Genomic DNA, 23,892 nt, shown 5'->3' on the forward strand with positions numbered 1-23,892 from the left:
CCGGCGGCCCTCGGCACTGCACCAAGGAGCAACGATGCTCGCCGTCCTCGGCTTCGCCACCCTGGGCAGCTTCATGCTGCTCGTGATGCGGAAGCACCTCTCCGCATTCACCGCCATCATGCTCACGCCGATCGCCGCCGCCCTCATCGCGGGCAAGGGCGCCAAACTCGGCGACATGATCATGAACGGCCTGGACACCGTCGCCCCCACCGCGGCCCTGCTGCTGTTCGCCGTCCTCTACTTCGGCCTGATGATGGAGGTCAAACTCTTCGAGCCGATCGTTCAGGCCATCATCCGCGCCACCAAGGGCGACCCGGTCCGCATCGTCGTCGGTACCGCCGTGCTGTCCCTGTGCGTCGCCCTGGACGGTGACGGCACCACCAGCTACATGATCGTCTGCTCGGCGTTCCTGCCCATCTACCGCCGACTGGGAATCAACCCGCTCATCCTCGCCACCCTCGCCGCCATGGCGCTGGGCACCATCTCCGGCACCACTCCCTGGGGCGGCGCCGCCACCCGGGGCATCAGCGTCCTGCACCTGAGCGCCACCGAATACTTCGTCCACATGATCGGCCCCATGGTCCTCACCGGCCTGGCCATCATCGCCGTCGCCTACTGGCTCGGCCTGCGCGAACGCGGCAAGCTCGACCCCGAGAAGCTGAACGCCTACAAGCTGGAGATCGCCTCCGGCGAGGCGTTCGAACCGGTCAGGGCGGACTGGCGCATATGGTTCAACGCCGCCCTCACCCTGCTGCTGATGGTGCTCCTGATCCTGGAGGTCGCCGATCTCCTGGTGCTCTTCATGGTCGCGTTCGTCATCGCCCTGCTCGTCAACATCCGCTCCATCGGCGACCAGCAGGAGCTCATCAAGCGCCAGGCGGCCAACGCCGTCCCTGTGATGATCCTCGTCCTGGCCGCCGGCGTCTTCACCGGCATCATGACCGACTCCGGCATGATCAAGGCCATGGCGGACGCCGCCCTCTCCGTCGTCCCCGACTCCATGGGCAACCTCATCCCCCTGTTCACCGCCGTCCTCGCCCTGCCGCTCGGCTTCTTCATGTCCAACGACGGCTACTGGTTCGGCGTGGTCCCCGTCCTCGCCGAATCCGCCGCCCACTACGGCATCGACGCCAACCAGATCGCCCGCGCGGGCGCCATCGGCCAGATCCTCCACATGATGGGCCCCACCTCAGCCCCTCTGTGGGTCCTTCTCGGACTGGTCAAGGCCGAACTCGGCGACTTCCAGAAGCACGCCCTGCGCTGGGGCATCCCGGTCTCCGCCGCGTACATCGTCTTCGCGGTCATCACCGGCGCCATCAGCGTCACCTGAGCCGCCGGGCAGCGCCCCGCACCCTCCACAGCTCCGCCCCGGTGGGCCGCACGTAGCCCGCCGGGGCGGAGGCGTCGGGTGTCCGTCCGGCCCGGACGACACCTGGGCCACCTGTGGTCACGGATCGACAAGCGAGTGGGGTGTCCCGGTCGTCCGCCGTGCCGTCGAGGGCGTCATCTCGCTCCGCCAGGTGGACGTGACGCTCAGGCACAAGGGCCCGCTCGGCCGTCCCGCCGGGTCGGACTGTCGCTGTCCCCTCCCGGAGCAGCGCCCGCGTTCGAGCCGAGGAACGGCGGCGACCAGCCGAAACGGGCTCGGAGTGTACCGTTGAGGACATGGGCGCGGGTGCGCGGCTGGCTATGCTTGCGAGCACGGACCAGGGGATCACGGAGAGCGAGATCTTCCGGTTGGGGCTTCTGCACGCGGTCGCCGAGCTGGATGCCCTGGGCGGTGCCGTCCATCTGCGCGGCCCCCTGTCAGCCCTGCGCCTCGTGGTGTCGATCGGCCTGCCCCCCGCTCTGGTCCGCTCCTGGGACATCGTCGACCAGGACGGGCCGACTGTCCCCGCACACGCCCTGGGCCAGGGCCGTGCCATGTGGGTGCCTGTGCCGTCCGGCGATTCCCCAGGGCCGAGCACCAGGACCTGGCCGGGTGAAGGGCTCGCTTCCGTCCCGCTCTTCCGCGGGGAACGCGCGATCGGCGCGATCACGGTACTGAGCGGTTCCGTAGGCGAGCCGACCGGGGAACAGTGGGAGTTCCTGCGCGCCGTGGCCGCCTGGACCGAGGAACGAATCAGCGACGCGCCGCTGCCCACCCCGCCACCGGCGCCGGAGGAATCGGCCGGCAGCCACCTCCGCCAGGCCTTGCGGGACGTCCCCATCGGCACCTGGGAGTGGGACATACGCACGGGCGCCCTGTCGTGGGAGGGACACGAGACCGCCGTCCACGGCACGCTCCCGGAGGACTACGAACCCCGGGCCGAAAGCTGGATGAAGGCCGTACACCCCGATGACCTTCCGGCGACGCTCGCCGCGGCGGAGCGGGCGGTCCGGGACGGCGTCCCTTACGTGGCCGAGTACCGGGAGCGGCGGCCGGACGGCAGCTACGGCTGGACGCAGGGCCGCGGCTGGGTGATGTACGGCGACGACGGGGAACCGTCACGCATGGTGGGTGTGGCATGGGACAGCAGCGAATCCCGTACCGCCCAGGACGCGCTCGGCCGCGCTCTGCGCCACATGAGCGACGGTTTCGCCCTGGTCGACGACGACTGGCGCATCGTCTTCGTGAATCTGGAGGCGGAGCGCGCACTCGGCGCCTCCCAGAAGGAGCTGTTCGGACGCGTTCTGTGGGATCTGCCCGTCGTGCAGGCGGTTCCCGACCTGGAGACCCGGTGCCGGGAGGCCGCCGCCGGGGCCTCGCCGGTGGGCTTCGACGTGCGGATGGCTGCCGGGCGCACCCATCACCTGCGGCTCGTTCCGGGGCCGGACGGACTCACCCTCTATCTCACCGATGTCACCGAACGGCGCAGGCGCGAGGCCGAGCAGGCCGCCGCGGACCGTTCCGCGGCGGAGCGCTCGGCCAAGATCACCGAGCTGACCGCGGCACTCGCCAAGGCGCGGACGTCCCGTGACGTGGTGGATGTGGTCGCCCTGCGCGTACTCCCGCCGTTCGGTGCCACCGGCCTGGCCGTGGTCGCGATCGAGGGGAACCGGGCGCAGGTCGTCGGAGCCGTCGGCTACCCCGAGGCTCTGCTCGACGAGATCAGGGGCCGACAGGTCATGGCGGGCGACCCGGTCGGGGATGCCGTCCTGACCGGCGCACCGTCGTTCTTCTCCTCGGCCCAGGACTACGCGCGGCGCTACCCGAGCCTGAAGGAGCGGCCGCACATGGCCGGCAAACAGGCCTGGGCGTTCTTGCCGTTGACCGTTTCCGGGCACACGTTCGCCGTCTGCACGGTCTCCTTCGACCAGCCCCGCCGCCTCGCCCACGAGGAGCGGACTCTGCTCACCACGATCAGCGCCCTGGTCGCCCACGCCCTGGAGCGAGCCCGGCTCTACGACGCCGAGCACACCCGCGCCCAGGAACTGCAACGCGGGCTCCTCCCGAGACGGCTGCCCGAAGTGTCGGCGTGCACGGCCGCCGCGCGCTTCCTGCCGGCGGGGCAGGGCATGGACGTGGGCGGCGACTGGTACGACGTGATCCCGCTCTCCGCCGGCCGGGTCGCCCTCGTCGTGGGGGACGTGATGGGCCACGGCCTGTCCGAGGCGGCGACCATGGGACGGCTGCGCACGGCCGTGGCCACGCTGGCCGACCTGGAACTGCCTCCCGACGAGGTCATGAGCCACCTCAACGACATCGTCGGCGGCCTGGGCGAGGACTCCTTCGCCACCTGCCTGTACGCGGTGTACGACCCCACCACCGGGACGTGCACCGTCACCAGAGCCGGCCATCCGCCACCGGCCGTCGTCCAGCCCGACGGCGTCGTGCACTTCCCCGGCCTGGACCCCGACCCGCCGCTCGGCGTGGCCCAACCACCTTTCGAAACGCTTGAGCTGAAGCTGCCGGACAACAGCCTGCTGGTGCTGTACACCGACGGCCTGGTCGAATCCGCGCACCGCGAGATCGACCGGGGCATGGACGAGCTCAAGCAGCTCCTGCGCACGACCGACCATACGGATCTCGAAGTGCTGTGTGATGCCCTCACAGCCAGGCTGCTTCCCGACGAGCAGCGCGCGACCAGCGACGACGCGGCTCTCCTGGCCGTCCGTGTGCACGCTCTCGCCCCCGACCGGATGGCCTCCTGGCAGCTCTCCAAGGAGCCGAGGGCGGCAGGGCAGGCTCGCAGGCACATCAGGGAGCAGCTTCAGAGCTGGGACCTGGACGACCTGTCGACGACGACGGAACTCATCGGCAGTGAGCTGGTGGGCAACGTCGTACGCCACGCCAAGGGCCCGGTGCTGCTGCGACTGCTGCGCAGTACCAGCTTGATCTGCGAAGTCTCCGACGGAAGCCTGACCACCCCCCGCATCCGCCACGCCGCGGAGACGGACGAGGGCGGACGCGGTCTGCAACTCGTCGCGGCGCTCAGCCAGCGATGGGGGACGCGATACACGGCGGCCGGGAAATGCATCTGGACGGAGCAGACGCTCTCCGGCCCCACGAACGGCCATCCATGGGGCTCCATGGACCAGCTCCTCGCCGCCGAGTTGTGAACGGGTTGCGCACCTGTTCCCGACCGCCGGACGAGCCGGAAGCCGAGCCGGAAGCCGAGCCCATCAGCCGATCACACTATGACCGCCTTGTGCGCTAGGTCATAGAATGGAAGAGCCATATGGCCGAGTACGTGGCGCCGTAACGCGAGGTGGTCGCCTCGGCGAGGAGATGTTCCATGAGCGTCTACGACCTGACCGGACGCAAGGCCCTCGTGACGGGCGGGGCCCGCGGACTGGGTGCCGGAATGGCGCGCGCCCTTGCCCGGGCCGGCGCCGCCGTCGTCATCGGCGACATCCTGGAGGAGCCCGGCAGGGCCACGGCAGAGGCCCTGAGAGAGTCCGGCGCCGGCGCCGGGTTCGTACGGCTCGACGTGACCGAGGACGCGAGCTGGGAAACGGCGGTGGCGCGGACGATCGCCGACTTGGGCGGCCTGGACATTCTCGTCAACGACGCCGGGGTCGAGATGTCCGGTCTGTTCGTCGACCTCGACCCGGCCGACGTCCGCCGGATGCTGGAGGTGAACGTCGTCGGCACGGCGCTCGGCGTCAAGCACGCGTTCCGCGCGATGCGGCCCGGCGGCCCGGCCGGCGGCGGGGGCGCGGTCGTCAACGTCTCGTCGGTCGCGGCGAACATCCCGTTCCCCGGCGTCTCGGGCTACTCCGCGTCGAAGTCGGCGGTCGACCGGCTCACCCGGGTGGCCGCGCTGGAGTCCGGAAAGCTCGGCTACGGCGTACGCGTCAACTGCATATACCCAGGCCTCGTACCGACTACGAAGATGGGCACCGAGGTCATGGTCGACATGGAAACCCTGGGCCTCTGGCCCAGCGCCGAGGCGGCTGTCAGCGACGTCGTCGCCCTGACCCCCCTCGGCCGACTCGGCGAGGTCGCCGACATGGCCGACGCCGTGGTCTTCCTCGCCTCCGACGGCGCCCGCTTCATCACCGGCGCCGGCCTCCCGGTTGACGGCGGCATGGGCATGTGACTCCGTATGGTTGACCGGCGGGCGAGGAGGGGCGGGTGCGGCTGATGCGGCTCCGTCTTCGGCGGCTTCGAAGGAGCGGAGATGCGCGGGGGTGCGGTGCAGCCGGCCTCGGTCCGCCAAGCGCCTGAGCTTGTCGCACGCCGGTTCGATCTTCCCTGGCTGGATGCACTTGCCGACCTTGAGCCGACATCCCGACGACCCTGCTCCGGCCGAGGTTCCAGGGCCTGGAAGTTCTTGCGTGCGCCGCGGCGGATCATCTGGCGGGCCAGGTGGCCGAACCACCGCTCGACCAGGTCGATCCACGAGGAGCCGGTCGGGGTGAAGTACAGCTCGAACCGCGGGTGTCCGACCAGCCGGGCCATGACCGCTGGAGTCCCCCGAGTGCCGTAATGGTCCGCGATGAGATGGACCTGCGAGTGAGCGGGCACCTCCTTGTCGATCCGGATCAGGAACCGAGTTCTCGGCGATGACGGCGGCGAGTGGGTGACCCAGCGCGTGGGTGACCCAGGATCAACTCCTGCAGGGCCAGGGCGGTCTCGCCGCGCTCGACGGCCCGCGGAGGGCGTGTGCACACAGCCGGCAGATCCATGTCCGCGGTCTCCGGGGCGCCCGCTCGCCGGCACACCCCACGGGACCTGCCTGCTGGCGGTCCCGGACTTCGTGGGCGGGTTTGACAAGGTGTCATCCCAGCCCCGGCTGGATCGGATTCACCCTGACAGCACCCGAGCCACCCCTTGCCCGGCCCTCCTTGCCCGGCCGATGTCGCCGGTGGCGTTCGCGCCTGGCGCGAGGCCGTCGTCGCGGTCGGCGCCCCAGTGACCGTGCACGTCGGAACGCGGGTCGCCCAGCCTGCCGACGTGCCGGCGCACCGTCCTCGCCACACCCGACGGCGTCGCCGCCCCGCCCTCCTCGCCACGCGCGTCACACGCCGACCCCCTCATCCGACATTGCGCATCGATGACAGAGATGTTGCGTGACCCCTTGACGCGCCGCGTTCCACTGCGTAGATATGTCTGCGCAGTCATGGCAGCGCAGTCAGACGAGAACCAGCCACGTTGCCGACTGCCGGACATCAGGAGAGACCCATGGCACGACTGGCAGGCCGCAGCCCCGGCACCGCACCGCGCAGCGCCGATGTGGCGCGTCTGGCGGGCGTCTCACAGAAGACGGTGTCCCGGGTCATGAACGGCGAGCAGTACGTCTCCGACGACGTGCGCCGACGTGTCCTGGAAGCCGCCGAAGGGCTCGGTTACCGGCTGAACCACGCCGCTCGGGCGCTGGCCTCCGGGCGGACCCGGTCCATCGGGGTGGTGACGCTCGGAACGGCCCTGTACGGCCCGGCCTCACTGCTGATGGGCGTCGAGCGTGCCGTCCGGGACACCGGTTACGCCCTCCGCGTCGTCAACACGATGGAGGGTGACGCCATGGGTATGGCCGGCGCCGTCGACTCGCTCCTCGATCAGGGGGTGGACGGCATCGTCATCTCCGAGCCGATCGACGAGGAGAGCGGCGCGGACTTCTCCGTCCGCGCCGACGTGCCGGTCCTGGTCCTCGGCGCGCCGCCGCCGTTCGCCGCTCACCGGGTGGTGACCGCGGGGCTCGTCTCCCACCAGCTGGCACGGGCCGTCACCGAGCACCTGCTCGAGCTGGGACACACGACCGTCCACCACCTCGCCGGTCCCCCACGCTGGTACGCGGCCAGGGACCGCCTCGAGGGATGGCGGGCGACGCTGGCCGCGCACGGCAGACGAGAACCGCCTGTCGTCGTGGGTGACTGGTCGGCCGCCTCCGGCTACGCGGCCGGTCGCCGGCTGGCCTCCGACGACAGCGTGACGGCCGTCTTCGCCGCCAACGACGACATGGCCATCGGTCTGATCCGCGCACTGTTGGAAGCAGGCCGACGCATACCGGAGGACATCAGTGTCGTCGGTCTCGACGACATCCCGGTCGCCGCCTATGTGTCTCCTCCCCTGACGACGGTGCGACAACCGTTCGACGCCACGGCGCAGGACGGCCTCAAGCGGCTGGTGCACGCGATCGAGAACCCGGACGCGGACCCGATTCCGGCGATCGACCCGCCGGTCAACCTCGTCGTCCGCGCGTCGACCGCACCCCCGCCGAACCGGACGACCCCGGAAGGCGCGCGGGCCACGGCCTGACTCCGCGAGAACCCCGTTTCCCCGATCACGAGGGAGGATCCGCCCGCCCACAGTTCGTCCACCCCTGCCACCTGCTGCGACACCCGCACCTGAGTGCACGAGCCGACCGACCCGCCTTCCCCCGGCCGTTCGCCCCTCCCACTCGCCAGCGCCGCGGCCCGGGCTCCCCCTTCGAGCCGATCACCGCCCAGGCCTCCGCCCCGTCTCACGCCGTCACCGGCGAGAGCCCCTTTTCAGCCAACCAACGTGATGCGACCGGACCCGGAACCGACGAGGAACACACTCGCACCCCGTCGGCCCGGCCTCGCTCCTCACAGCCGGCCCCACCTCCTGGCATCCCATACAGCACGCCGTCGCGCCCGGTGCGCGGATCCCTACGCCCTTCTGCGGAGTTCACCATGTCCAGATTTTTCGCGACCCCTTCCTCGGCCGCCCTGAGCCGTCGTGGCTTCCTCGCCGCGACCGGAGCCCTGACGCTCGCGACCACGCTGTCCGCCTGCGGCGGCTCGGACGGCACGAGCGGTGCCGCCTCCGCCAAGCCGGTCAGCCAGGCCGACATCGACAAGGCGATGAAGACGCCCACGGAGCTGACGTTCTGGACCTGGGTCCCGAACATCGACAAGGAGGTGGCCCTGTTCCAGGCGAAGTACCCGGCCGTCAAGGTCAAGGTCGTCAACGCCGGTCAGGGCACCCCTCAGTACACCAAGCTGCGTACCGCGTTGAAGGCCGGCAGCGGGGCTCCGGACATGGTGCAGATCGAGTACCAGGCCATCCCGACCTTCACCATCACCGACAGCCTGCTGGACCTGCGGCCGTACGGTGCCTCCGCGCTCAAGTCCACGTTCGTGGACTGGACTTGGGGCCAGGTGAGCGGAAGCAACGGCGAGGTCTGGGCGATCCCGCAGGACACCGGCCCGCTGGGCATGCTGTACCGCAAGGACATCTTCGACAAGCACGGCATCGAGGTCCCCACGACCTGGGACGAGTTCGCCGCGGCCTCCCGCAAGCTGCACAAGGCCGACCCGGACGTCTACCTGACCAACCTCGCCGCGAACCAGGCCGCGGCCTGGCACGGCCTGCTCTGGCAGGCGGGCGCGAAGCCGTACGCGATGTCCGGCAAGAGCGACATCACCGTCAGCGTCGACGACGCCGTCTCCAGGAAGCTCGGCGCGTACTGGGGGAGCCTGGCGAAGGAGGGGGTCATCGGGGTCGAGCCCGACTTCACCGACTCCTGGTATGCCGGGCTCAACCAGGGCAAGTACGCCACCTGGCTCACCGCCGCCTGGGGGCCGGTCTTCCTCTCCGGGTCGGCCAAGGCCACCGCGGGGAAGTGGCGCGCGGCCCCGCTGCCGCAGTGGGACGCGGCCAAGCCGAGCTCGGGCAACTGGGGAGGTTCGACGACCGCGGTCATCCGGTCGACCAAGAACCCGATCGCGGCGGCGATGTTCGCGCAGTTCCTCAACACCGACCCCGCCAGCGCGAAGATGTTCGCCACCGAGCAGTTCTTCTTCCCGGCGACCAAGGCGCTGCTCACGGACGCGTCCTTCGTCGACCAGGAATCCCCGTTCTACGGCGGCCAGAAGGTCAACCAGCTGTTCGCCGACATCAGCACCACGGTCAACCCCTCGTTCCAGTGGCCGCCGTTCCTCGACCAGGCGGCGACGGACTGGACGGAGACCGTCGGCAAGTCCCTCGCCGACAAGACCGACACCGTCCGCGCGCTCGGCACGTGGCAGTCGCGGCTCACCTCCTACGCCAAGACCCAGGGCTTCACGGTCCACACGGGCTGACGGTGCACCGGGTCCCGCGTGACGGCGCGGGACCCGCCCGCCCCACCAGCACACTCCCACCCCTCAGAAAGGCCCGATGATGACTGCCTCAACCGCGGCCTCCCCCAAGGGTCGGCGCCGAGACGGGCCGGCAGGCCCGCGGCGCGGCGGCACGCGCCACCGCCGGTCGGCAGGGCCACTGTTCGTCGCACCCTTCATGGTGCTGTTCCTGCTGCTCTTCCTCGCCCCCCTCGGCTATGCCGCCTATCTCAGCCTCTTCCAGGAACGCCTGGTCGGCGGCACGGCGTTCGTCGGGCTCGACAACTACGTCCGGGCCCTGGGCGACCCCCAGCTCATCGACGGTGTCGGACGCGTCGCGCTGTTCTTCGTGATCCAGGTCCCCCTGATGCTGCTGCTGGCGCTGCTGTTCGCCCTCGCGCTCGACAGCGGCCTGCTGCGGCTCGCGCGCGTGATCCGCCTGGGCATCTTCATCCCGTACGCCGTGCCGAGCGTGGTCGCCGCCCTCATGTGGGGCTACCTGTACGGCCCGGACTTCGGCCCGTTCGCCCAGCTGGGCCGGAGCCTCCACCTGCCGGTACCCGACTTCCTCAGTGACAGCTGGATGCTCGCCAGTCTGGCCAACATCGTGACCTGGGAGTTCGTCGGCTACAACATGATCATCCTGTACGCCGCCCTGCGCACCATCCCGGAGGAGCTGTACGAGGCTGCCGCGATGGACGGGGCCGGCGCCTGGCGGACCGCCTGGTCGATCAAGTTGCCCGCACTCCGGCCGGCGCTGATGCTCACCCTGCTGTTCTCGGTCATCGGCAGCTTCCAGCTGTTCAACGAGCCGAACCTGCTGATGAAGATCGCCCCTGATGTCATCAGCAGCTCCTACACCGCCAACCTCTACGCCTACACGCTCGCCTTCACCGGCCAGCAGGTCAACTACGCGGCCACGGTGTCCTTCCTCCTCGGCCTCGTCATCGTGATCGCCTCCTACGGCGTCCTGCTCACCGCGAACCGCAGGAGGACCCCGTGACGACCACAACTCCCACGGCCGCGACGGCTCCGCCGACGAAACCGGCTACCGCCACTCCGTCGAGACGCCGGCGGCACGGGGCCCGGCGCAGCACCCCGCTGACGATCGCCATGCTGGCAGTCCTCGCCTACTTCCTCCTCCCCCTGTTCTGGCTGCTGATCGCCTCGACCAAGAGCACACAGGACCTGTTCAACACCTTCGGCCTGTGGTTCTCGCACGCCCCGCAGTTGCTGACGAACGTCAGGGAGACCTTCACCCAGGGCGACGGGGTCTTCGTCCGCTGGCTGCTCAACACGGCCGTGTACGCGGGAGTCAGCTCCTTCGGCGCCGCGCTGCTCGCGGCCGCCGGCGGGTACGGGTTCGCCAAGTTCCGCTTCCGCGGCGACCGGACCGCCTTCAACCTGGTGCTCGGCGCGGTCATGGTCCCGACCACCGCCCTGGCGATCCCGACCTATCTGCTCTTCGCGCAGGCGGGCCTGGTCAACACGCCCTGGGCTGTCATCCTGCCTTCCCTCGTCAACCCGTTCGGCCTCTACCTGATGCGCGTCTACGCCGAGGACGCCGTACCCGACAGCATCCTGGAGGCCGCCCGCATCGACGGGGCCGGCGAGGTGCGGATCTTCTTCGGGATCGTTCTCAGACTGCTCGGCCCCGGCCTGGTGACGGTCCTGCTGTTCACGCTCGTGGCGACCTGGAACAACTACTTCCTGCCGCTGATCATGCTCAACGACCCGGACCTGTACCCCATCACGGTCGGGCTCTCCTCCTGGGCCGCGCAGGCGCAGAACGGCGGCGCCGGAGCCAGCAGCGACATGCTCGCCCTGGTCGTGACCGGCTCACTGATCTCGATCATCCCGCTCGTCGTGGCGTTCCTGATGCTCCAGCGGTACTGGCAGAGCGGCCTGGCCTCCGGCGGCGTCAAGCAGTAGCGCGCGCATCCCTCGTACCACCCCTTGTTTCCTCGGAGGTTTCCCTCATGGCGGCTCTGCCTGCCCGCGTACTGTTCGGCGCCGCGTACTACCACGAGTACACGCCCGCCTACGGGCCCCACATACAGCCCGACGAACGCCTCAAGACCGACCTGGACCTGATGGCCGAGGCGAACTTCACCGTGATCCGGGTCGGCGAGTCGGTCTGGTCGACGTGGGAACCGGAGAACGGACGGTTCGACCTCGACTGGCTGCAGCCGGTCCTCGACGGCGCCCATGAGCGCGGTATCTCCGTCATCATCGGCACGCCGACGTACGCCGCGCCGCCGTGGCTGGCGCGTCAGTACCCGGAGATCACCGCCGAGCACGCCACCGGGCAGCGCCTCGGCTGGGGCGCCCGCCAGGAGATCGACTTCACCCACCCCGCGTTCCGGTTCCACGCCGAGCGGGTGATCCGCAAGATGGCGGCCCGGTACGCCGACCACCCGGCGGTCATCGGCTGGCAGGTGGACAACGAGCCGGGCCTGCACCTCTTCCACAACAACGGCGTCTTCCAGCGCTTCGTGGACCACCTGCGGGAGAAGTACGGGGACGTCGAGACCCTCAACCGCGAGTGGGGCCTCGTCTACTGGTCGCACCGCCTCTCCACCTGGGCCGACCTGTGGACGCCTGACGGCAACGAACAGCCCCAGTACGACGTCGCCTGGCGGGAGTTCCAGGCCCGCCAGGTCACCGAGTTCATCGGCTGGCAGGCCGACATCGTCCGCGAGTACGCCCAGCCCGGCCAGTTCGTCACCACCTGCATCTCCTACACCCGTCAAGGGGTGCAGGACGACGAGATGTCGGACCGCCTCGACATCGCGTCGGGCAACCCGTACTACGACATGCAGGACGGCCTGCTGCTGCCCGACCCCACTCCGGATGCCCACGAGCAGAAGTGGAAGACCACCGGGGTGTGGTCGATGTACCAGACCGCGGACTGGATGTTCTCCTCCCGCCAGGAGCCGTTCCTGGTCACCGAGACCAACGCCCAGAGCATCGGTTTCGCGTGGGACAACCGACCCGGCTACGACGGCCAGTGGCGGCAGGCCGCCTGGGCGCACGTCGCGCGCGGCGCCCGCATGATCGAGTACTGGCAGTGGCAGACCCTGCGCTTCGGCGCGGAGACCTACTGGGGCGGCGTCCTCCCGCACAGCGGCCTGCCCGGCCGTACCTATGCCGAAATCGCCCGCCTCGGCGCGGAGTTCGACGCCGCCGGCCCGCTCGTCGCCGGGCTGGAGCCGGACGCCGACATCACGATGGTCTACTCGATGCCGAGCAAGTGGCTGATGCAGAAGTACCCGCCGCTCGCGACCGCCGACGGCGAACCGGACGCCACCGCCTACCACCGGTTCTTCGACCCCTTCTACCGCGGCGCCTTCGACGCGGGCCGCCAGGTCCGCATCGTCCACGCCCGCCAGCTGCACGACCCGAGCGGCGAGCGGGAGGGAATGACACCCGAGGAGGCCGTGCGACGGCACCCGGTTCTCGTCGCCCCGGCCCTGTACGTCGTCGACGACACCACCCTCGACTGGCTGGAGGCCTACGCCCGGGCGGGCGGTCACCTGGTGCTCGGCCCGCGCACCGGCTACGCCGACCACGAGGCCCGGGCCCGCCACGAGCCGACGCCCGGTCGTCTGATCCCCGCCGCGGGCGTCCAGTACGACGAGTTCGGCAACCTCACCCGCGACATCCCGGTCCGTGCCGTGCCCGGCGGCCCGTTCGAGGTTCCCGCGGACGCCACGGCGACGCAGTGGATCGAGGGCCTCGCGGCCGTCGACGCCGAGGTCCTCGCCGCCTACGACCACCCGCACTACGGCCGCTGGCCCGCCCTCACCACCCGCAGCCACGGCGAGGGCCGCGTCACCTGCGTCGGCACGGTGCCGGGCCGCGGCCTCGCCCGGGCGCTGGCCGAGTGGCTGGCCCCGGCCACGAGCAGCGGGTGGCACGACCTCCCCGCGACCGTCACCGCGACCACCGGGACCTCACCCGACGGACGCCGCGTCCACATCGTCCACAACTGGAGCTGGGAGCCCATGAGCGTCCCCGCCCCGGCGGACCTCTCCGACGCCCTGACGGGCACCCCCGTCCTGGCGGGCTCGGCGCTGGACCTCGGCGCCTGGGACGTACGCGTTCTCGTCTCCACCGACACCGACGCAGACAACGCGCCGGGCCCCGCGACAACCGACCGCCCCTGATCCATCCCCTGATCCATCCCCCGAGGAGGGGCCATGCAAAGAAGCAGACTGGTCCGGACACTGGGCGTCTTCGCCTCGACAGCCGCGATCCTGGCGATACCCATGGTCAACGCGCAGGCGTACGACCCGACCGGCGGGATCATGTACCAGCTCGGCAGCGACCCGTGCCTGAAGGGGCGGAGCAACTGCGCGATCTACCCGAAGTCGGCGGAGCTGCCGAACGGACGTCTGGTGGCGTCGTTCGAGAAGTCCACGGTGGTGACGGCGACGGGAAGCGCCGACAAGCAGACCCTCCCGGTCTACAAGAGCGACGACCACGGGACGACGTGGCAGCCGCTGTCGGAGGTCAAGGCTCCCGCGTACATCTCCAGCGACCCGCAGTACGCGAAGTACACGAGCAACTGGACCAACCCGTACCTCTACGTCCTCCCGCAGGACGTCGGTAACCTGACGCAGGGCACGCTCCTCCTCGCCAGCGTCGTGTCGGGCGACGACTACTACTACAAGGAGCACAAGGCCGCCGACCCGAACTGGACGCCGACCAACGACGGCGACCGCAAGGACATGGCGATCGCCCTGTACTCCAGCACCGACAACGGCGCGACCTGGAACATCCTCAACGTCGTCGCGACCGGCGGCTGGCAGGGCGGCAGCGCGGGCGCGGTCGGCCAGAACATCGCGGCGGCGAACACCAACAACCAGGTGGACCCCATCTGGGAGCCGTACCTGATGGTCCACAAGGGCCAGCTCGTCTGCTACTACTCCGACGAGAACGACTACACCGGCTTCAACGCGACCACCGGCGTCCCGACGCTCGACCCCGCCAACGACACCGCCACGGACTCGCAGGGCCAGATCCTCGTCCACAAGACCTGGAACGGCACCAGCACCGCGTGGAGCGCCCCCGTCGTCGACGTCGCCGGACTGACCCAGAGCATGGGCGGCGGCAAGACGGAGATCGGCGGCGGTCGTCCGGGCATGACCAACGTCGTCCGCACGACGGACGGCAAGTGGATGCTGACCTTCGAGTACTGGGGCGGAGGAGCCAACACCAGGTACGTGATGGCCGACGACCCGACGAAGTTCTACCTCGGCTCCGCCACGGGCACGGGCGTCAGCGCCCTGCCGCTCGACTCCGGCTCCCACTCCGCCGCGATGGGCGGCAGCCCGGTCCTCATCAGGCTCCCCGGCGGTCGCCTGGTCTACAACGCGGCCGGCAGCGGCAACGTCTGGGTCAACGACAGCGGGCGCAGCGACGGCACGTGGAAGGAGTACCAGACGACCTCGGCAGCCGGCTACAGCCGCAACCTGCAGTACGTCGCGGCCACCGGGCTCCTCGCGATCCTCAACAACCAGGGCACCTCCACGATCGCGTACGCCGAAGCCGACCTCGGCCACTCCGACGGCGCCTACTACCAGCTGGTGAACCGCAAGACCGACCAGGTGATCGGCACCGGGAACAAGACCAACGACGCGAACATCGGCAACGCAAACGTGCCCGACGTCCGGCTCGAGGCCCCGGGCTCGGCCGCGAACGCGGACACCCAGTACTGGCACGTGACGACCGAGCCAAACGGCGGCGTCAGCCTGCTGAACAAGTCGGGCGGCCGTGCGGCGGCCATCTGGACGGGCAATGCGACGGCCGGCCAGAAGATCGGACAGTGGGTCGACAACAACGACACCGGCAGCTGGAACCTCGTCAAGACCAGCGACGGGTTCTACAAGCTGCAGTCCGTCAAGAACACCAGCCTGTACCTGACCGGTGCGACCGCCGGGGCACAGCTGACGCTGCAGAACGCCCTCACGGACGGCTCACAGGACTGGGAGCTCGTCCAGTAGGTCACCGCTGGGCGGCGTGCTCACTCACGCCGTCCGGAAGCCGGGGCCTGGCACCAACGGCCAGGCCCCCCACTCTCATCCATGCGATCGAACGTTGTGCGACATCTCGAACGTCAAGTCCGGATGGCCCGCCCAGCACGGTCTCCTCACCAGAAAGACAGCCGGTTGTGAACACAGCCCACGATGAGCGCGCGAACCTCGAAACCTGCGTCGTCGGAGTCGACTTCGGGACGCTGTCCGGGCGAGCCGTGGTGGTCCGCGTCCGCGACGGAGCGGAGCTGGGCACCGCGGAGCATCCCTACGCCCACGCGGTCCTGGACCGGGAGCTGCCCGACGGCACGAGGCTGCCGCCCGACTGGGCCCTGCAGGTGCCCGGCGACTACATCGACGTACTGCGCCACGCGGTGCCCCAGGCACTGGCCCGGGCCGGAGTGCGGGCGGACCAGGTGATCGGCATCGGAACGGACTTCACCGCGTGCACGGTGCTGCCGGTGCTGGCCGACGGCACCCCCCTGTGCGAACTGCCCGGGCTCGCCGGCCGTCCGCACGCCTTCGTCAAGCTGTGGCGGCACCATGCCGCACAGGGCCACGCGGACCGGATCAACGCGCTCGCGGCGGAGCGCCGGGAACCGTGGCTGGCACGGTACGGCGGGAAGATCTCCTCGGAGTGGGAGTTCGCCAAGGCACTGCAGGTGCTGGAGGAGGATCCGGAGATCTACGGCCGCACGGAGCGGTGGGTGGAGGCCGCGGACTGGATCGTCTGGCGGCTGTGCGGGACGTACGTCCGCAACGCCTGCACCGCCGGCTACAAGGGCCAGCTCCAGGAGGGCGCCTACCCCTCCCGCGACTACCTCGCGGCGCTGAACCCGGACTTCGCCGGTTTCGTGGACGACAAGCTGGACCAGCCGATCGGTGAACTGGGCGCGTCGGCCGGACGGCTGACAGCCGAGGCCGCGGCCTGGACGGGGCTGCCCGAGGGCATCATCGTGTGCGTCGGCAATGTCGACGCCCATGTGACGGCACCCGCGGCGGCGGCCGTTGAGCCGGGGCAGATGGTCGCCATCATGGGCACCTCGACCTGCCACGTGATGAGTTCAAACCGGCGGGCCGACGTACCGGGCATGTGCGGGGTCGTCGACGGCGGCATCCTCCCCGGACTGTGGGGCTACGAGGCCGGACAGAGCGGCGTGGGGGACATCTTCGCCTGGTTCCTCCGCACCGGGTTCCCCGCGGACTACGCCGAACGGGCCGAGTCGCTCGACCAGACCCCGCACGAGTACCTGACCGATCTGGCGGCACGTCAGAAGGTCGGCGAGCACGGGCTGGTGGCGTTGGACTGGCACAGCGGCAACCGGTCCGTCCTGGTCGACCACGACCTCAGCGGCGTCCTCGTCGGACAGACCCTCTCCACCCGGCCGGAAGACGTCTACCGCGCCCTGCTCGAGGCCACCGCCTTCGGCACCCGCACCATCATCGACGCCTTCGAGACGTCCGGCGTGCCGGTGAGCGAACTCGTCATCGCGGGCGGCCTGACCAAGAACCCCCTGCTCATGCAGATCTACGCCGATGTCACCCGCCGTCCCCTCGGTGTCATCGGCTCCGCGCAGGGCCCCGCTCTCGGAGCGGCCATGCACGCCGCGGTCGCGGCCGGGGCGTATCCGGACATCGGGGCCGCTGCCCACTCGATGGGCAAGGTCCACCGCGGCGTGTACCAGCCCGACCCCGAACGGGCCGTGGCCTACGACCGCCTGTACGCCGAGTACCGGCTCCTGCACGACTACTTCGGCCGCGGAGCCAACGAGGTCATGCACCGGCTGCGCCGCATCCGCACCGAAGCATCCGCCTGAACGGTTCGCACCACTCCCCCGCCCCGGCTCCCGCCGCGCGACACGAAAGACATGTGATGACAACACCAGCCTCGACATACGACCACCAGGAGATCTGGTTCCTCACCGGCAGCCAGGCTCTGTACGGCGAAGAGACCCTGAGTCAGGTCGCCCACCAGTCCCGCCAGATCGCGGAGCGCCTCGACACCGCGAGCGGGATTCCCCTGCGCATCGTGTGGAAGCCGGTCCTCACCGACGCCGAGTCGATTCGCGACCTGTGCCTGGAAGCCAACGCGTCCGACCGGTGCGTGGGCGTGATCCTGTGGATGCACACCTTCTCACCGGCGAAGATGTGGATCGCCGGACTCAGCGCGCTGGACCGGCCCGTGCTGCATCTGCACACCCAGTACAACCTGTCGCTGCCGTGGTCGAGCATCGACATGGACTTCATGAACCTCAACCAGGCCGCCCACGGCGACCGCGAGTTCGCGCACGTCGAAGCCCGCCTCGGCGTCACCCGCAAGATCGTCGCCGGTCACGCCACCGACCCCCGCGTCGTGAGCCGCACCGCCGCCTGGGCCCGGGCCGCCGCCGGACGGCACGCCGCGCGCACCCTGCGGCTGGCCCGCTTCGGCGACAACATGCGCGACGTCGCCGTGACCGAGGGCGACAAGGTAGAGGCCCAGATACGGTTCGGCTACTCCGTGAACACCTACGGAGTCAACGACCTGGTCGCCGTCGTCGACGACGTCGCGGACAAGGCCGCCGCCGAACTCGCCGCCGAGTACGTAGAGTCCTACGACATGGTGCCGGCGCTGGGCCCCGGCGGCATCCGCCACGACTCCCTGCTGTACGCGGCCCGCCTGGAACTGGGCCTGCGCGCCTTCCTCACCGACGGCGGCTTCACCGCCTTCACCACCAACTTCGAGGACCTCGGCGGCCTGCGCCAACTGCCCGGCATAGCCGTCCAGCGGCTGATGGCCGACGGCTACGGCTTCGGCGGCGAAGGCGACTGGAAGACCTCCGCCCTGCTGCGCACGATGAAGGTCATGGGCGCCGGACAGCCCGGCGGGACCAGCTTCATGGAGGACTACACCTACCACCTCGGCCCGGGCACCCCCCGCATCCTCGGCGCCCACATGCTGGAGGTCTGCCCCTCCATCGCCACCGACCGCCCCCGCTGCGAGATCCACCCCCTCTCCATCGGCGGCCGTGAGGACCCCGTCCGCCTGGTCTTCGACGCCGCGGAGGGACCCGCCGTGGTCGTCGGTCTGTCCGACCTGGGCGACCGCTTCCGCCTCACCGCCAACACGGTCGACGTCATCACCCCCAGCGAACCGCTGCGCCGTCTGCCCGTGGCCCGCGCCGTATGGAAGCCCCGGCCCTCCCTGGCCGAGTCCGCCGAGGGCTGGTTGCTCGCCGGCGCGCCCCACCACACCGTCCTCAGCTCCGCCGTCGACATGGAGACGCTCACCGACTTCGCGGAGATGACCGGCGTCGAACTGCTCACCATCGACGAGAACACCACGTCCGGACAACTCGCCAAGGAAATCCGGTGGAACGCCGCCTACCACCGTCTCGCCCAAGCCCTGTGACCGCGGCCGACGGCAAAGGAGATCACCGATGACCGAGAGTGTCCGCGACGGTCTGCGGCAAGAGGTCCTGGACGCGAACCTGGCGATCCCCCAGGTCGGTCTCGCCACCCTGACCTGGGGCAACGTCAGCGGAGTCGACCGGGAGGCAGGGGTCTTCGTCATCAAGCCCTCCGGAGTCCCGTACGAGGAACTCACCCTCGACCACCTGGTGACCGTGAACCTCTCCGACGGAGCGGTCGTCGCAGGCGACCTTCGCCCCTCCACCGACACCGAGACCCACCGCTGCCTCTACCTCGCCTTTCCTTCCATCGGAGGCGTCACCCACACCCACTCCACCCACGCCGTGGCCTTCGCCCAGGCCCGCCGGGAGATACCGGTACTCGGCACCACCCACGCCGACACCTTCAACGGCCCCGTCCCCTGCACCCCCGACCTCACCGCCGAGCAGTGCGCGAAGGACTATGAGTACAACACCGGCCGCGTCATCGTGGACATGCTGCACGAGGACGACCAGAAGGCAGTCGAAGTCCCCGGCGCCCTCGTCGCGGGCCACGGGCCCTTCACCTGGGGCGCCACGGCCCGCAAGTCCCTCGAGCACGCCGTCATCTGCGAAGCCGTCGCCGACATCGCCCTCCACACCTTCGCCCTGGCCCCCACGGGCCCGCCGCCCCGGCACCTGCTGGACCGGCACTACACCCGCAAACACGGCCCCGACGCCTACTACGGGAACCCGTGAAGTTCGACGGCCATGTGACGGCACGTCACACGCGAGGCGGCTCCCACCGACGGCTGCGGTCGGCGCGGGCCGCCTTTCGACCTCACCCGGCACAGGCCGTGCTCGCCCGCTCGCACAGCCGCTGTTCCCGTCCCGTCCCGTCCGGTCGACGGCGAGCGGCGACGGGCCCCGCCGGATCGACGGGCGTGACCGCGCATGGGCAGCCGAACGCACGTGCCGCCGCGGCGGCGTCCCCGCTGTCGAGGCCGGTCTCGGCCCGACCTGCGCCGCGCAGAAGTCGTTGCCGTCCGGGTCCTGCATGATCCACCAGTGCCCGGCAGGTCCCTTGTCGACCTCACGGACACGGGTTGCCTCCAGCTCTTCCAGTCGGGCCACCAGCTTGCCGAGACCGCCGGGCTCGTTGTGGACGTCGAGGCGCAGGCGGTCGCCGTGTTCGACGACCGCCTCCTCGCCGATGTGGCCGGCGGCCGACAGCTGCTCGATGGGAGAGCGGGAGTCTTCCACCTCGTGCTCCGGGGCCTCGGCCCAGACGTCCGCGAGGGCGGACGCGTTCGTGCTGTCGATGACCGACTTCCGTCCCGACGCCATGTAACCAGTTATATTGGTTACATGGACTCCTCCGCGACCAAGGGGCTGACGCTGCACTCCCGTACCGGCGTCGCCTACCGGTTCGACCCCGGTGCGCTGTGCCTGGAACTGCTGACCACCGGCGGCCCCGGCCCCTACCAGCGGTACGAGGTCTTGCACGAGCCCGCCGACCTGGCCGCCTGGGCGGACCGGTCTCGGCTGACGCCGACGCCCGTGCTGGAGATCTCCGAAGCGGAGGTGGCGAACGCGCGAAGGCTGCGCGACGCACTGTTCCGGGTGGTCATCGCCCACACACGCGGCGAACCGCGCCCGCCCGGCGACCTGGAGGTCATCAACGAGGCAGCCGCCCGTCCAGACCTGGCACCCGCCATCGCGCCGACCGGGAAGCCGCAGTGGGCCGGAACCTCCTGCGGCACCCACCTGGCGGCCACCGTCGCACGGGACGCCGTCGAGTTGCTGACCGGCCCCTTCGTGCACCGCATCCGCACCTGTGCCGCCGAGGACTGCCACCTCGTCTACGTCGACACCTCACGCCCCGGCCGCCGCCGCTGGTGCTCCATGGAGCACTGCGGCAACCGTCACAAGGTGAGGGCGCTGCGCGCCCGCCACTCAAAGGAAGGATGACCCCGATGCCCACGGGACTCACCAAAGACGCAGGCTGGCAGATCGGTGTGTCCCGCACGCTGCCCCACCCCGCGCCCGTCGTCTGGGACTTCATCAGCGGCCCCGAAGGGCTCGCCCTCTGGCTCGGCCCCGGCGCGGTCCTCAGCCCGGAACGCGGCGCCCCCTACCGGACGGCCGCAGGAGTGACGGGCGAGGTGCGCGGCTACCGCCCGGCAGCCCGCATCCGCGTCACCCACGGCACCACCACGGTCCAGGTCGCCCTCGCCCCCAGCGCCGACGGGGCCCGGACGATGCTCCGCTTCCACCAGGAGCACCTGGCGAGCGCCGAAGAACGCGAACAGCAGCGGGCGCACTGGCAGCGCATCCTGGACCAGGCCTCTGCCGCCCTCGACCGGCAGTGACGCCCGTGCGCGGCACCTGACCGGGGGTCGGCGCGCAGACACGGCTCCGAGACTTACGGCGGGAAACCGGAGGTGACGACCATGTGACGGCTCCCGTCCGTCACGCGGGGAGGCTTCAGCCGGCCGACGCCGTCACCCGAAGCAGTTTTTTGCAGGTACTGCATTTTTGCGTATCATGCAAAACATGGGAACGGAGAGTGCCGCGCGAGGCGGACTAAGGGAGCGCAAGAAGCGAGCCACGCGCGCGGCCCTCACAGAGGCGGCGGTGCGACTCGCGGCCGAGCACGGGGCGGAGAACGTCACCGTGGACGCGATCAGCGAGGCAGCCGGCGTCTCCGCACGCACGTTCTTCAACTACTTCGACTCCCGTGACGACGTCTTTGTGATGGTCGACGCGGAATCGAGTGCCAGGATCCGACACGCCCTGCTCAGGGCACCGTCCGAGCTGTCCCCCTTGGAGGCGCTGCGCGACGCCCTGGCGGCGGAGCTGGCGGAGATCGAACAACAGCACGAGCTCTGGAGCCTGCACGCCACCGTGCTGCACAGATCGCCGCATCTCCTGGCCCGCAGCCTGGGTGCCCAGATGGCCGACGAGTTCGACCTGGCCGAGGCCATCGCCGAGCGCATCGGCACCTACCCGCACTCCGCACCCGACGATTCCGGTGAACGTGCGGGGCGCGCGGCGGCCTCGGCCGAGCAGCGCAGGTCGGCCCTGGGCCTGTATCCGCGACTACTGGCCGCCGTCGGCACCTCGGCCGTTCGGGTCGCCGTCCAGCACTGGTCCATCCGGCAGGACGAAGTCGCCTTCGCAGTCGTGTTCCGCGAGACGTTCGAGCAACTCGCCGTCGGGCTGCAAGTGCCACCCGAAGAGCCCCACCGCCCCTGACGCGGCTCGCCTCCCCAACCGACTCCGAGAGAGACGTTGTGACCACATCATCGGCGCCGGAACAGGCGCCACCCACCTCCATGTCCGACCGGCAGATACTCCAGGCCATGTCGGGGCTGATGGCCGGCATGTTCGTCTCCATCCTGGCCGGAACCGTCGTCGCCAGCGCACTCCCCCGGATCATCACGGATCTGGGCGCCAGCCAGTCCTCCTACACCTGGGTCGTCACCGCCGAACTGCTCGCCATGACGGCGACGGTGCCGCTGTGGGGCAAGCTGGCCGACCTCTACAACCAGAAGCTGCTGCTCCAGCTCTCCCTCGGCATGTTCGTGGTCGGCTCGCTGCTGGCGGGCTTCTCCCACGACGTGGGGCTGCTGATCTTCAGCCGGGTCGCCCAGGGCATCGGCGCAGGTGGCCTGACCGCTCTGGCACAGGTCGTGATGGCGGCCATCATCCCTCCCCGTCGGCTGGGCAGGTACTCGGGGATCTTCGGCGCCGTCTTCGCCGTCGGCACCGTGGCCGGACCGCTGATCGGCGGCCTCATGGTGGACACCTCGTGGCTCGGCTGGCGCTGGTGCTTCTTCATCGGCGTCCCGTTCGCTCTGCTGGCGATCGTGCTGCTGCAGCTCACGCTGAAGCTGCCCACGGCCCATCGCTCAGCGAAAATCGACTTCCTGGGCGCCTTCCTCATCGTCGCAGGTGTCTGCGCGGTGCTCATCTGGGTCTCACTGGCGGGGAACCAGTTCGAGTGGGCCTCCTGGCAGACCGTCGTCCTGACCACCGGCGGCGCCCTGCTGCTGGCGGCGGCGGTCTACGTCGAGTCGCGGGCCGCCGAGCCGATCATCCCGCTGTCCATCTTCCGCAACCGCACCGTGGCCCTGACCACCGTCGCCAACCTGCTGGTCGGTGTGGCCCTGTTCGGCGGCACCGTGTTCCTGTCGCAGTACTTCCAGATCTCTCTCGGTGAATCCCCCACGACCGCGGGCCTGATGAGTCTGCCCATGATCCTGGGCCTGCTGCTCTCCTCGACCGTCGCCGGGCAGGTCATCAGTGCGACCGGCCGGTGGAAGGTGTACCTCGTCGCCGGCGCCGCCATCATGACCGCGGGCCTCGCCCTGCTCTCCACGATCGGCTCCGACACCCACTTCGGCCTGCTCAGCGTCTACATGGCGGTGATGGGCATCGGCGTCGGGATGCTGATGCAGAACCTGATCCTCGCCGCGCAGAACGACGTCCCCGCCGCCGAACTGGGCGCCGCCACCTCGGTGCTGTCCTTCTTCCGCAGCATGGGCGGCACCATCGGCACCAGCGTGCTCGGCGCGATCCTGGCCAACCGGGTCACGACCGAGATCACCAACGGCCTGCGGGAATCCGGGACCACCGCGGGCGCCGGGCAAGTGTCGGGAGACGGTGTCCCGGACGTGGCCACCCTGCCGGCACCGATGCGGGCCATCGTGCAGCACGCCTACGGTGTCGCCACCGCCGACCTCTTCCTCATCGCCACTCCCTTCGCACTGCTGACCTTGGTCGCCGTCCTCTTCATCAAGGAGAAGCCGCTCAAGACGACCAGCGGCATGGAACGGCTCGCGGAGGAATCGAGGGCCGCGGAGGCCGACAGCCCGTCGCCTGTCGGAGCGACCTGATCCAGGGAATGCCGACGGGCGGCGGGGGGCCCCCCCCCCGGCGGCGGGCGGGGGGGGGCGGGCGCCCCGCGGGGGCCCCGGGGGAGTGGGGCC

Annotated in this window: 16 protein-coding genes and 1 pseudogene; 16 read left to right on the forward strand and 1 reads right to left on the reverse strand. The window is 70.2% G+C overall.

Translation table 11 applies throughout. The features are described from left to right. Positions 1 to 34: 34 nt before the first annotated feature. The 12 genes from AB0J04_RS27240 to araD all read left to right on the forward strand — a co-directional run bounded on the left by AB0J04_RS27240 (position 35) and on the right by araD (position 19,657). Positions 35 to 1,330, forward strand: coding sequence for a citrate:proton symporter (locus AB0J04_RS27240; RefSeq protein WP_363171182.1), 1,296 nt, complete (start codon positions 35 to 37; stop codon positions 1,328 to 1,330). A 359-nt stretch (positions 1,331 to 1,689) separates the two neighbouring features. Then, positions 1,690 to 4,542 (forward strand): SpoIIE family protein phosphatase, encoded by a 2,853-nt coding sequence (locus tag AB0J04_RS27245; RefSeq protein WP_363171183.1) that lies wholly within the window; start codon positions 1,690 to 1,692, stop codon positions 4,540 to 4,542. A gap of 176 nt (positions 4,543 to 4,718) precedes the next feature. Continuing rightward, on the forward strand, positions 4,719 to 5,525 hold the full coding sequence (locus tag AB0J04_RS27250) for an SDR family NAD(P)-dependent oxidoreductase (protein ID WP_363171184.1): 807 nt from the start codon (positions 4,719 to 4,721) through the stop codon (positions 5,523 to 5,525). 1,085 nt (positions 5,526 to 6,610) lie between these two features. After that, positions 6,611 to 7,684 (forward strand): LacI family DNA-binding transcriptional regulator, encoded by a 1,074-nt coding sequence (locus AB0J04_RS27255; RefSeq protein ID WP_363171185.1) that lies wholly within the window; start codon positions 6,611 to 6,613, stop codon positions 7,682 to 7,684. A 398-nt stretch (positions 7,685 to 8,082) separates the two neighbouring features. Beyond that, positions 8,083 to 9,474 carry an extracellular solute-binding protein gene (locus tag AB0J04_RS27260; RefSeq protein WP_363171186.1) on the forward strand — a complete coding sequence of 464 codons (1,392 nt, stop codon included), beginning with the start codon at positions 8,083 to 8,085 and terminating at the stop codon, positions 9,472 to 9,474. A gap of 196 nt (positions 9,475 to 9,670) precedes the next feature. Then, entirely contained in the window at positions 9,671 to 10,495 is an 825-nt protein-coding gene (locus AB0J04_RS27265; RefSeq protein ID WP_363171187.1) for a sugar ABC transporter permease, read from the forward strand. Further along, complete coding sequence (locus tag AB0J04_RS27270) at positions 10,492 to 11,424, forward strand: carbohydrate ABC transporter permease (protein WP_363171188.1); 933 nt, start codon at positions 10,492 to 10,494, stop codon at positions 11,422 to 11,424. The genes AB0J04_RS27265 and AB0J04_RS27270 overlap by 4 nt, the downstream gene beginning before the upstream one ends. A 47-nt stretch (positions 11,425 to 11,471) precedes the next feature. Next, entirely contained in the window at positions 11,472 to 13,661 is a 2,190-nt protein-coding gene (locus AB0J04_RS27275; protein WP_363171189.1) for a beta-galactosidase, read from the forward strand. 33 nt (positions 13,662 to 13,694) lie between these two features. Continuing rightward, complete coding sequence (locus AB0J04_RS27280) at positions 13,695 to 15,500, forward strand: RICIN domain-containing protein (RefSeq protein WP_363171190.1); 1,806 nt, start codon at positions 13,695 to 13,697, stop codon at positions 15,498 to 15,500. 167 nt (positions 15,501 to 15,667) lie between these two features. Beyond that, complete coding sequence (araB, locus tag AB0J04_RS27285; RefSeq protein ID WP_363171191.1) at positions 15,668 to 17,347, forward strand: ribulokinase; 1,680 nt, start codon at positions 15,668 to 15,670, stop codon at positions 17,345 to 17,347. Between the two features lie 56 nt (positions 17,348 to 17,403). Continuing rightward, positions 17,404 to 18,921 carry an L-arabinose isomerase gene (araA, locus tag AB0J04_RS27290; protein ID WP_363171192.1) on the forward strand — a complete coding sequence of 506 codons (1,518 nt, stop codon included), beginning with the start codon at positions 17,404 to 17,406 and terminating at the stop codon, positions 18,919 to 18,921. 28 nt (positions 18,922 to 18,949) lie between these two features. After that, the gene (gene araD, locus AB0J04_RS27295; RefSeq protein ID WP_363171193.1) at positions 18,950 to 19,657 is read left to right on the forward strand and encodes an L-ribulose-5-phosphate 4-epimerase AraD; all 708 of its coding nucleotides are present in this window, start codon (positions 18,950 to 18,952) and stop codon (positions 19,655 to 19,657) included. Positions 19,658 to 19,984: 327 nt separating this feature from the next. Here araD and AB0J04_RS27300 read toward each other — a convergent pair. Further along, positions 19,985 to 20,245, reverse strand: a pseudogene (locus tag AB0J04_RS27300) (glyoxalase/bleomycin resistance/dioxygenase family protein); the annotation flags it as partial. Between the two features lie 21 nt (positions 20,246 to 20,266). On the opposite strand from AB0J04_RS27300, the gene AB0J04_RS27305 reads away from it, so the two are divergent. From AB0J04_RS27305 to AB0J04_RS27320, 4 genes are all read left to right on the forward strand, one after another. After that, complete coding sequence (locus AB0J04_RS27305; RefSeq protein WP_363171199.1) at positions 20,267 to 20,869, forward strand: CGNR zinc finger domain-containing protein; 603 nt, start codon at positions 20,267 to 20,269, stop codon at positions 20,867 to 20,869. Between the two features lie 5 nt (positions 20,870 to 20,874). Then, the gene (locus AB0J04_RS27310) at positions 20,875 to 21,270 is read left to right on the forward strand and encodes an SRPBCC domain-containing protein (protein WP_363171194.1); all 396 of its coding nucleotides are present in this window, start codon (positions 20,875 to 20,877) and stop codon (positions 21,268 to 21,270) included. A gap of 175 nt (positions 21,271 to 21,445) precedes the next feature. Continuing rightward, complete coding sequence (locus AB0J04_RS27315) at positions 21,446 to 22,156, forward strand: TetR family transcriptional regulator (RefSeq protein WP_363171195.1); 711 nt, start codon at positions 21,446 to 21,448, stop codon at positions 22,154 to 22,156. Between the two features lie 38 nt (positions 22,157 to 22,194). Then, positions 22,195 to 23,799: an MDR family MFS transporter gene (locus AB0J04_RS27320; protein WP_363171196.1), complete on the forward strand. Its 1,605-nt coding sequence runs from the start codon at positions 22,195 to 22,197 to the stop codon at positions 23,797 to 23,799. The last annotated feature ends 93 nt before the right edge of the window (positions 23,800 to 23,892 follow it).

The sequence above is a fragment of the Streptomyces sp. NPDC050263 genome, from assembly GCF_040655955.1.
In the GTDB taxonomy this organism is placed as follows: domain Bacteria; phylum Actinomycetota; class Actinomycetes; order Streptomycetales; family Streptomycetaceae; genus Streptomyces.

Coding starts and splice junctions, on each gene's coding strand:
- AB0J04_RS27315 (WP_363171195.1), top strand. CDS start 21,446: ATGCAAAACATGGGAACGGAGAGTGCCGCGCGAGGCGGACTAAGGGAG.
- AB0J04_RS27265 (WP_363171187.1), top strand. CDS start 9,671: ATGGTGCTGTTCCTGCTGCTCTTCCTCGCCCCCCTCGGCTATGCCGCC.
- AB0J04_RS27250 (WP_363171184.1), top strand. CDS start 4,719: ATGAGCGTCTACGACCTGACCGGACGCAAGGCCCTCGTGACGGGCGGG.
- araD (WP_363171193.1), top strand. CDS start 18,950: ATGACCGAGAGTGTCCGCGACGGTCTGCGGCAAGAGGTCCTGGACGCG.
- AB0J04_RS27240 (WP_363171182.1), top strand. CDS start 35: ATGCTCGCCGTCCTCGGCTTCGCCACCCTGGGCAGCTTCATGCTGCTC.
- AB0J04_RS27305 (WP_363171199.1), top strand. CDS start 20,267: ATGGACTCCTCCGCGACCAAGGGGCTGACGCTGCACTCCCGTACCGGC.
- AB0J04_RS27275 (WP_363171189.1), top strand. CDS start 11,472: ATGGCGGCTCTGCCTGCCCGCGTACTGTTCGGCGCCGCGTACTACCAC.
- araA (WP_363171192.1), top strand. CDS start 17,404: ATGACAACACCAGCCTCGACATACGACCACCAGGAGATCTGGTTCCTC.
- AB0J04_RS27310 (WP_363171194.1), top strand. CDS start 20,875: ATGCCCACGGGACTCACCAAAGACGCAGGCTGGCAGATCGGTGTGTCC.
- AB0J04_RS27245 (WP_363171183.1), top strand. CDS start 1,690: ATGCTTGCGAGCACGGACCAGGGGATCACGGAGAGCGAGATCTTCCGG.
- AB0J04_RS27255 (WP_363171185.1), top strand. CDS start 6,611: ATGGCACGACTGGCAGGCCGCAGCCCCGGCACCGCACCGCGCAGCGCC.
- AB0J04_RS27280 (WP_363171190.1), top strand. CDS start 13,695: ATGCAAAGAAGCAGACTGGTCCGGACACTGGGCGTCTTCGCCTCGACA.
- AB0J04_RS27260 (WP_363171186.1), top strand. CDS start 8,083: ATGTCCAGATTTTTCGCGACCCCTTCCTCGGCCGCCCTGAGCCGTCGT.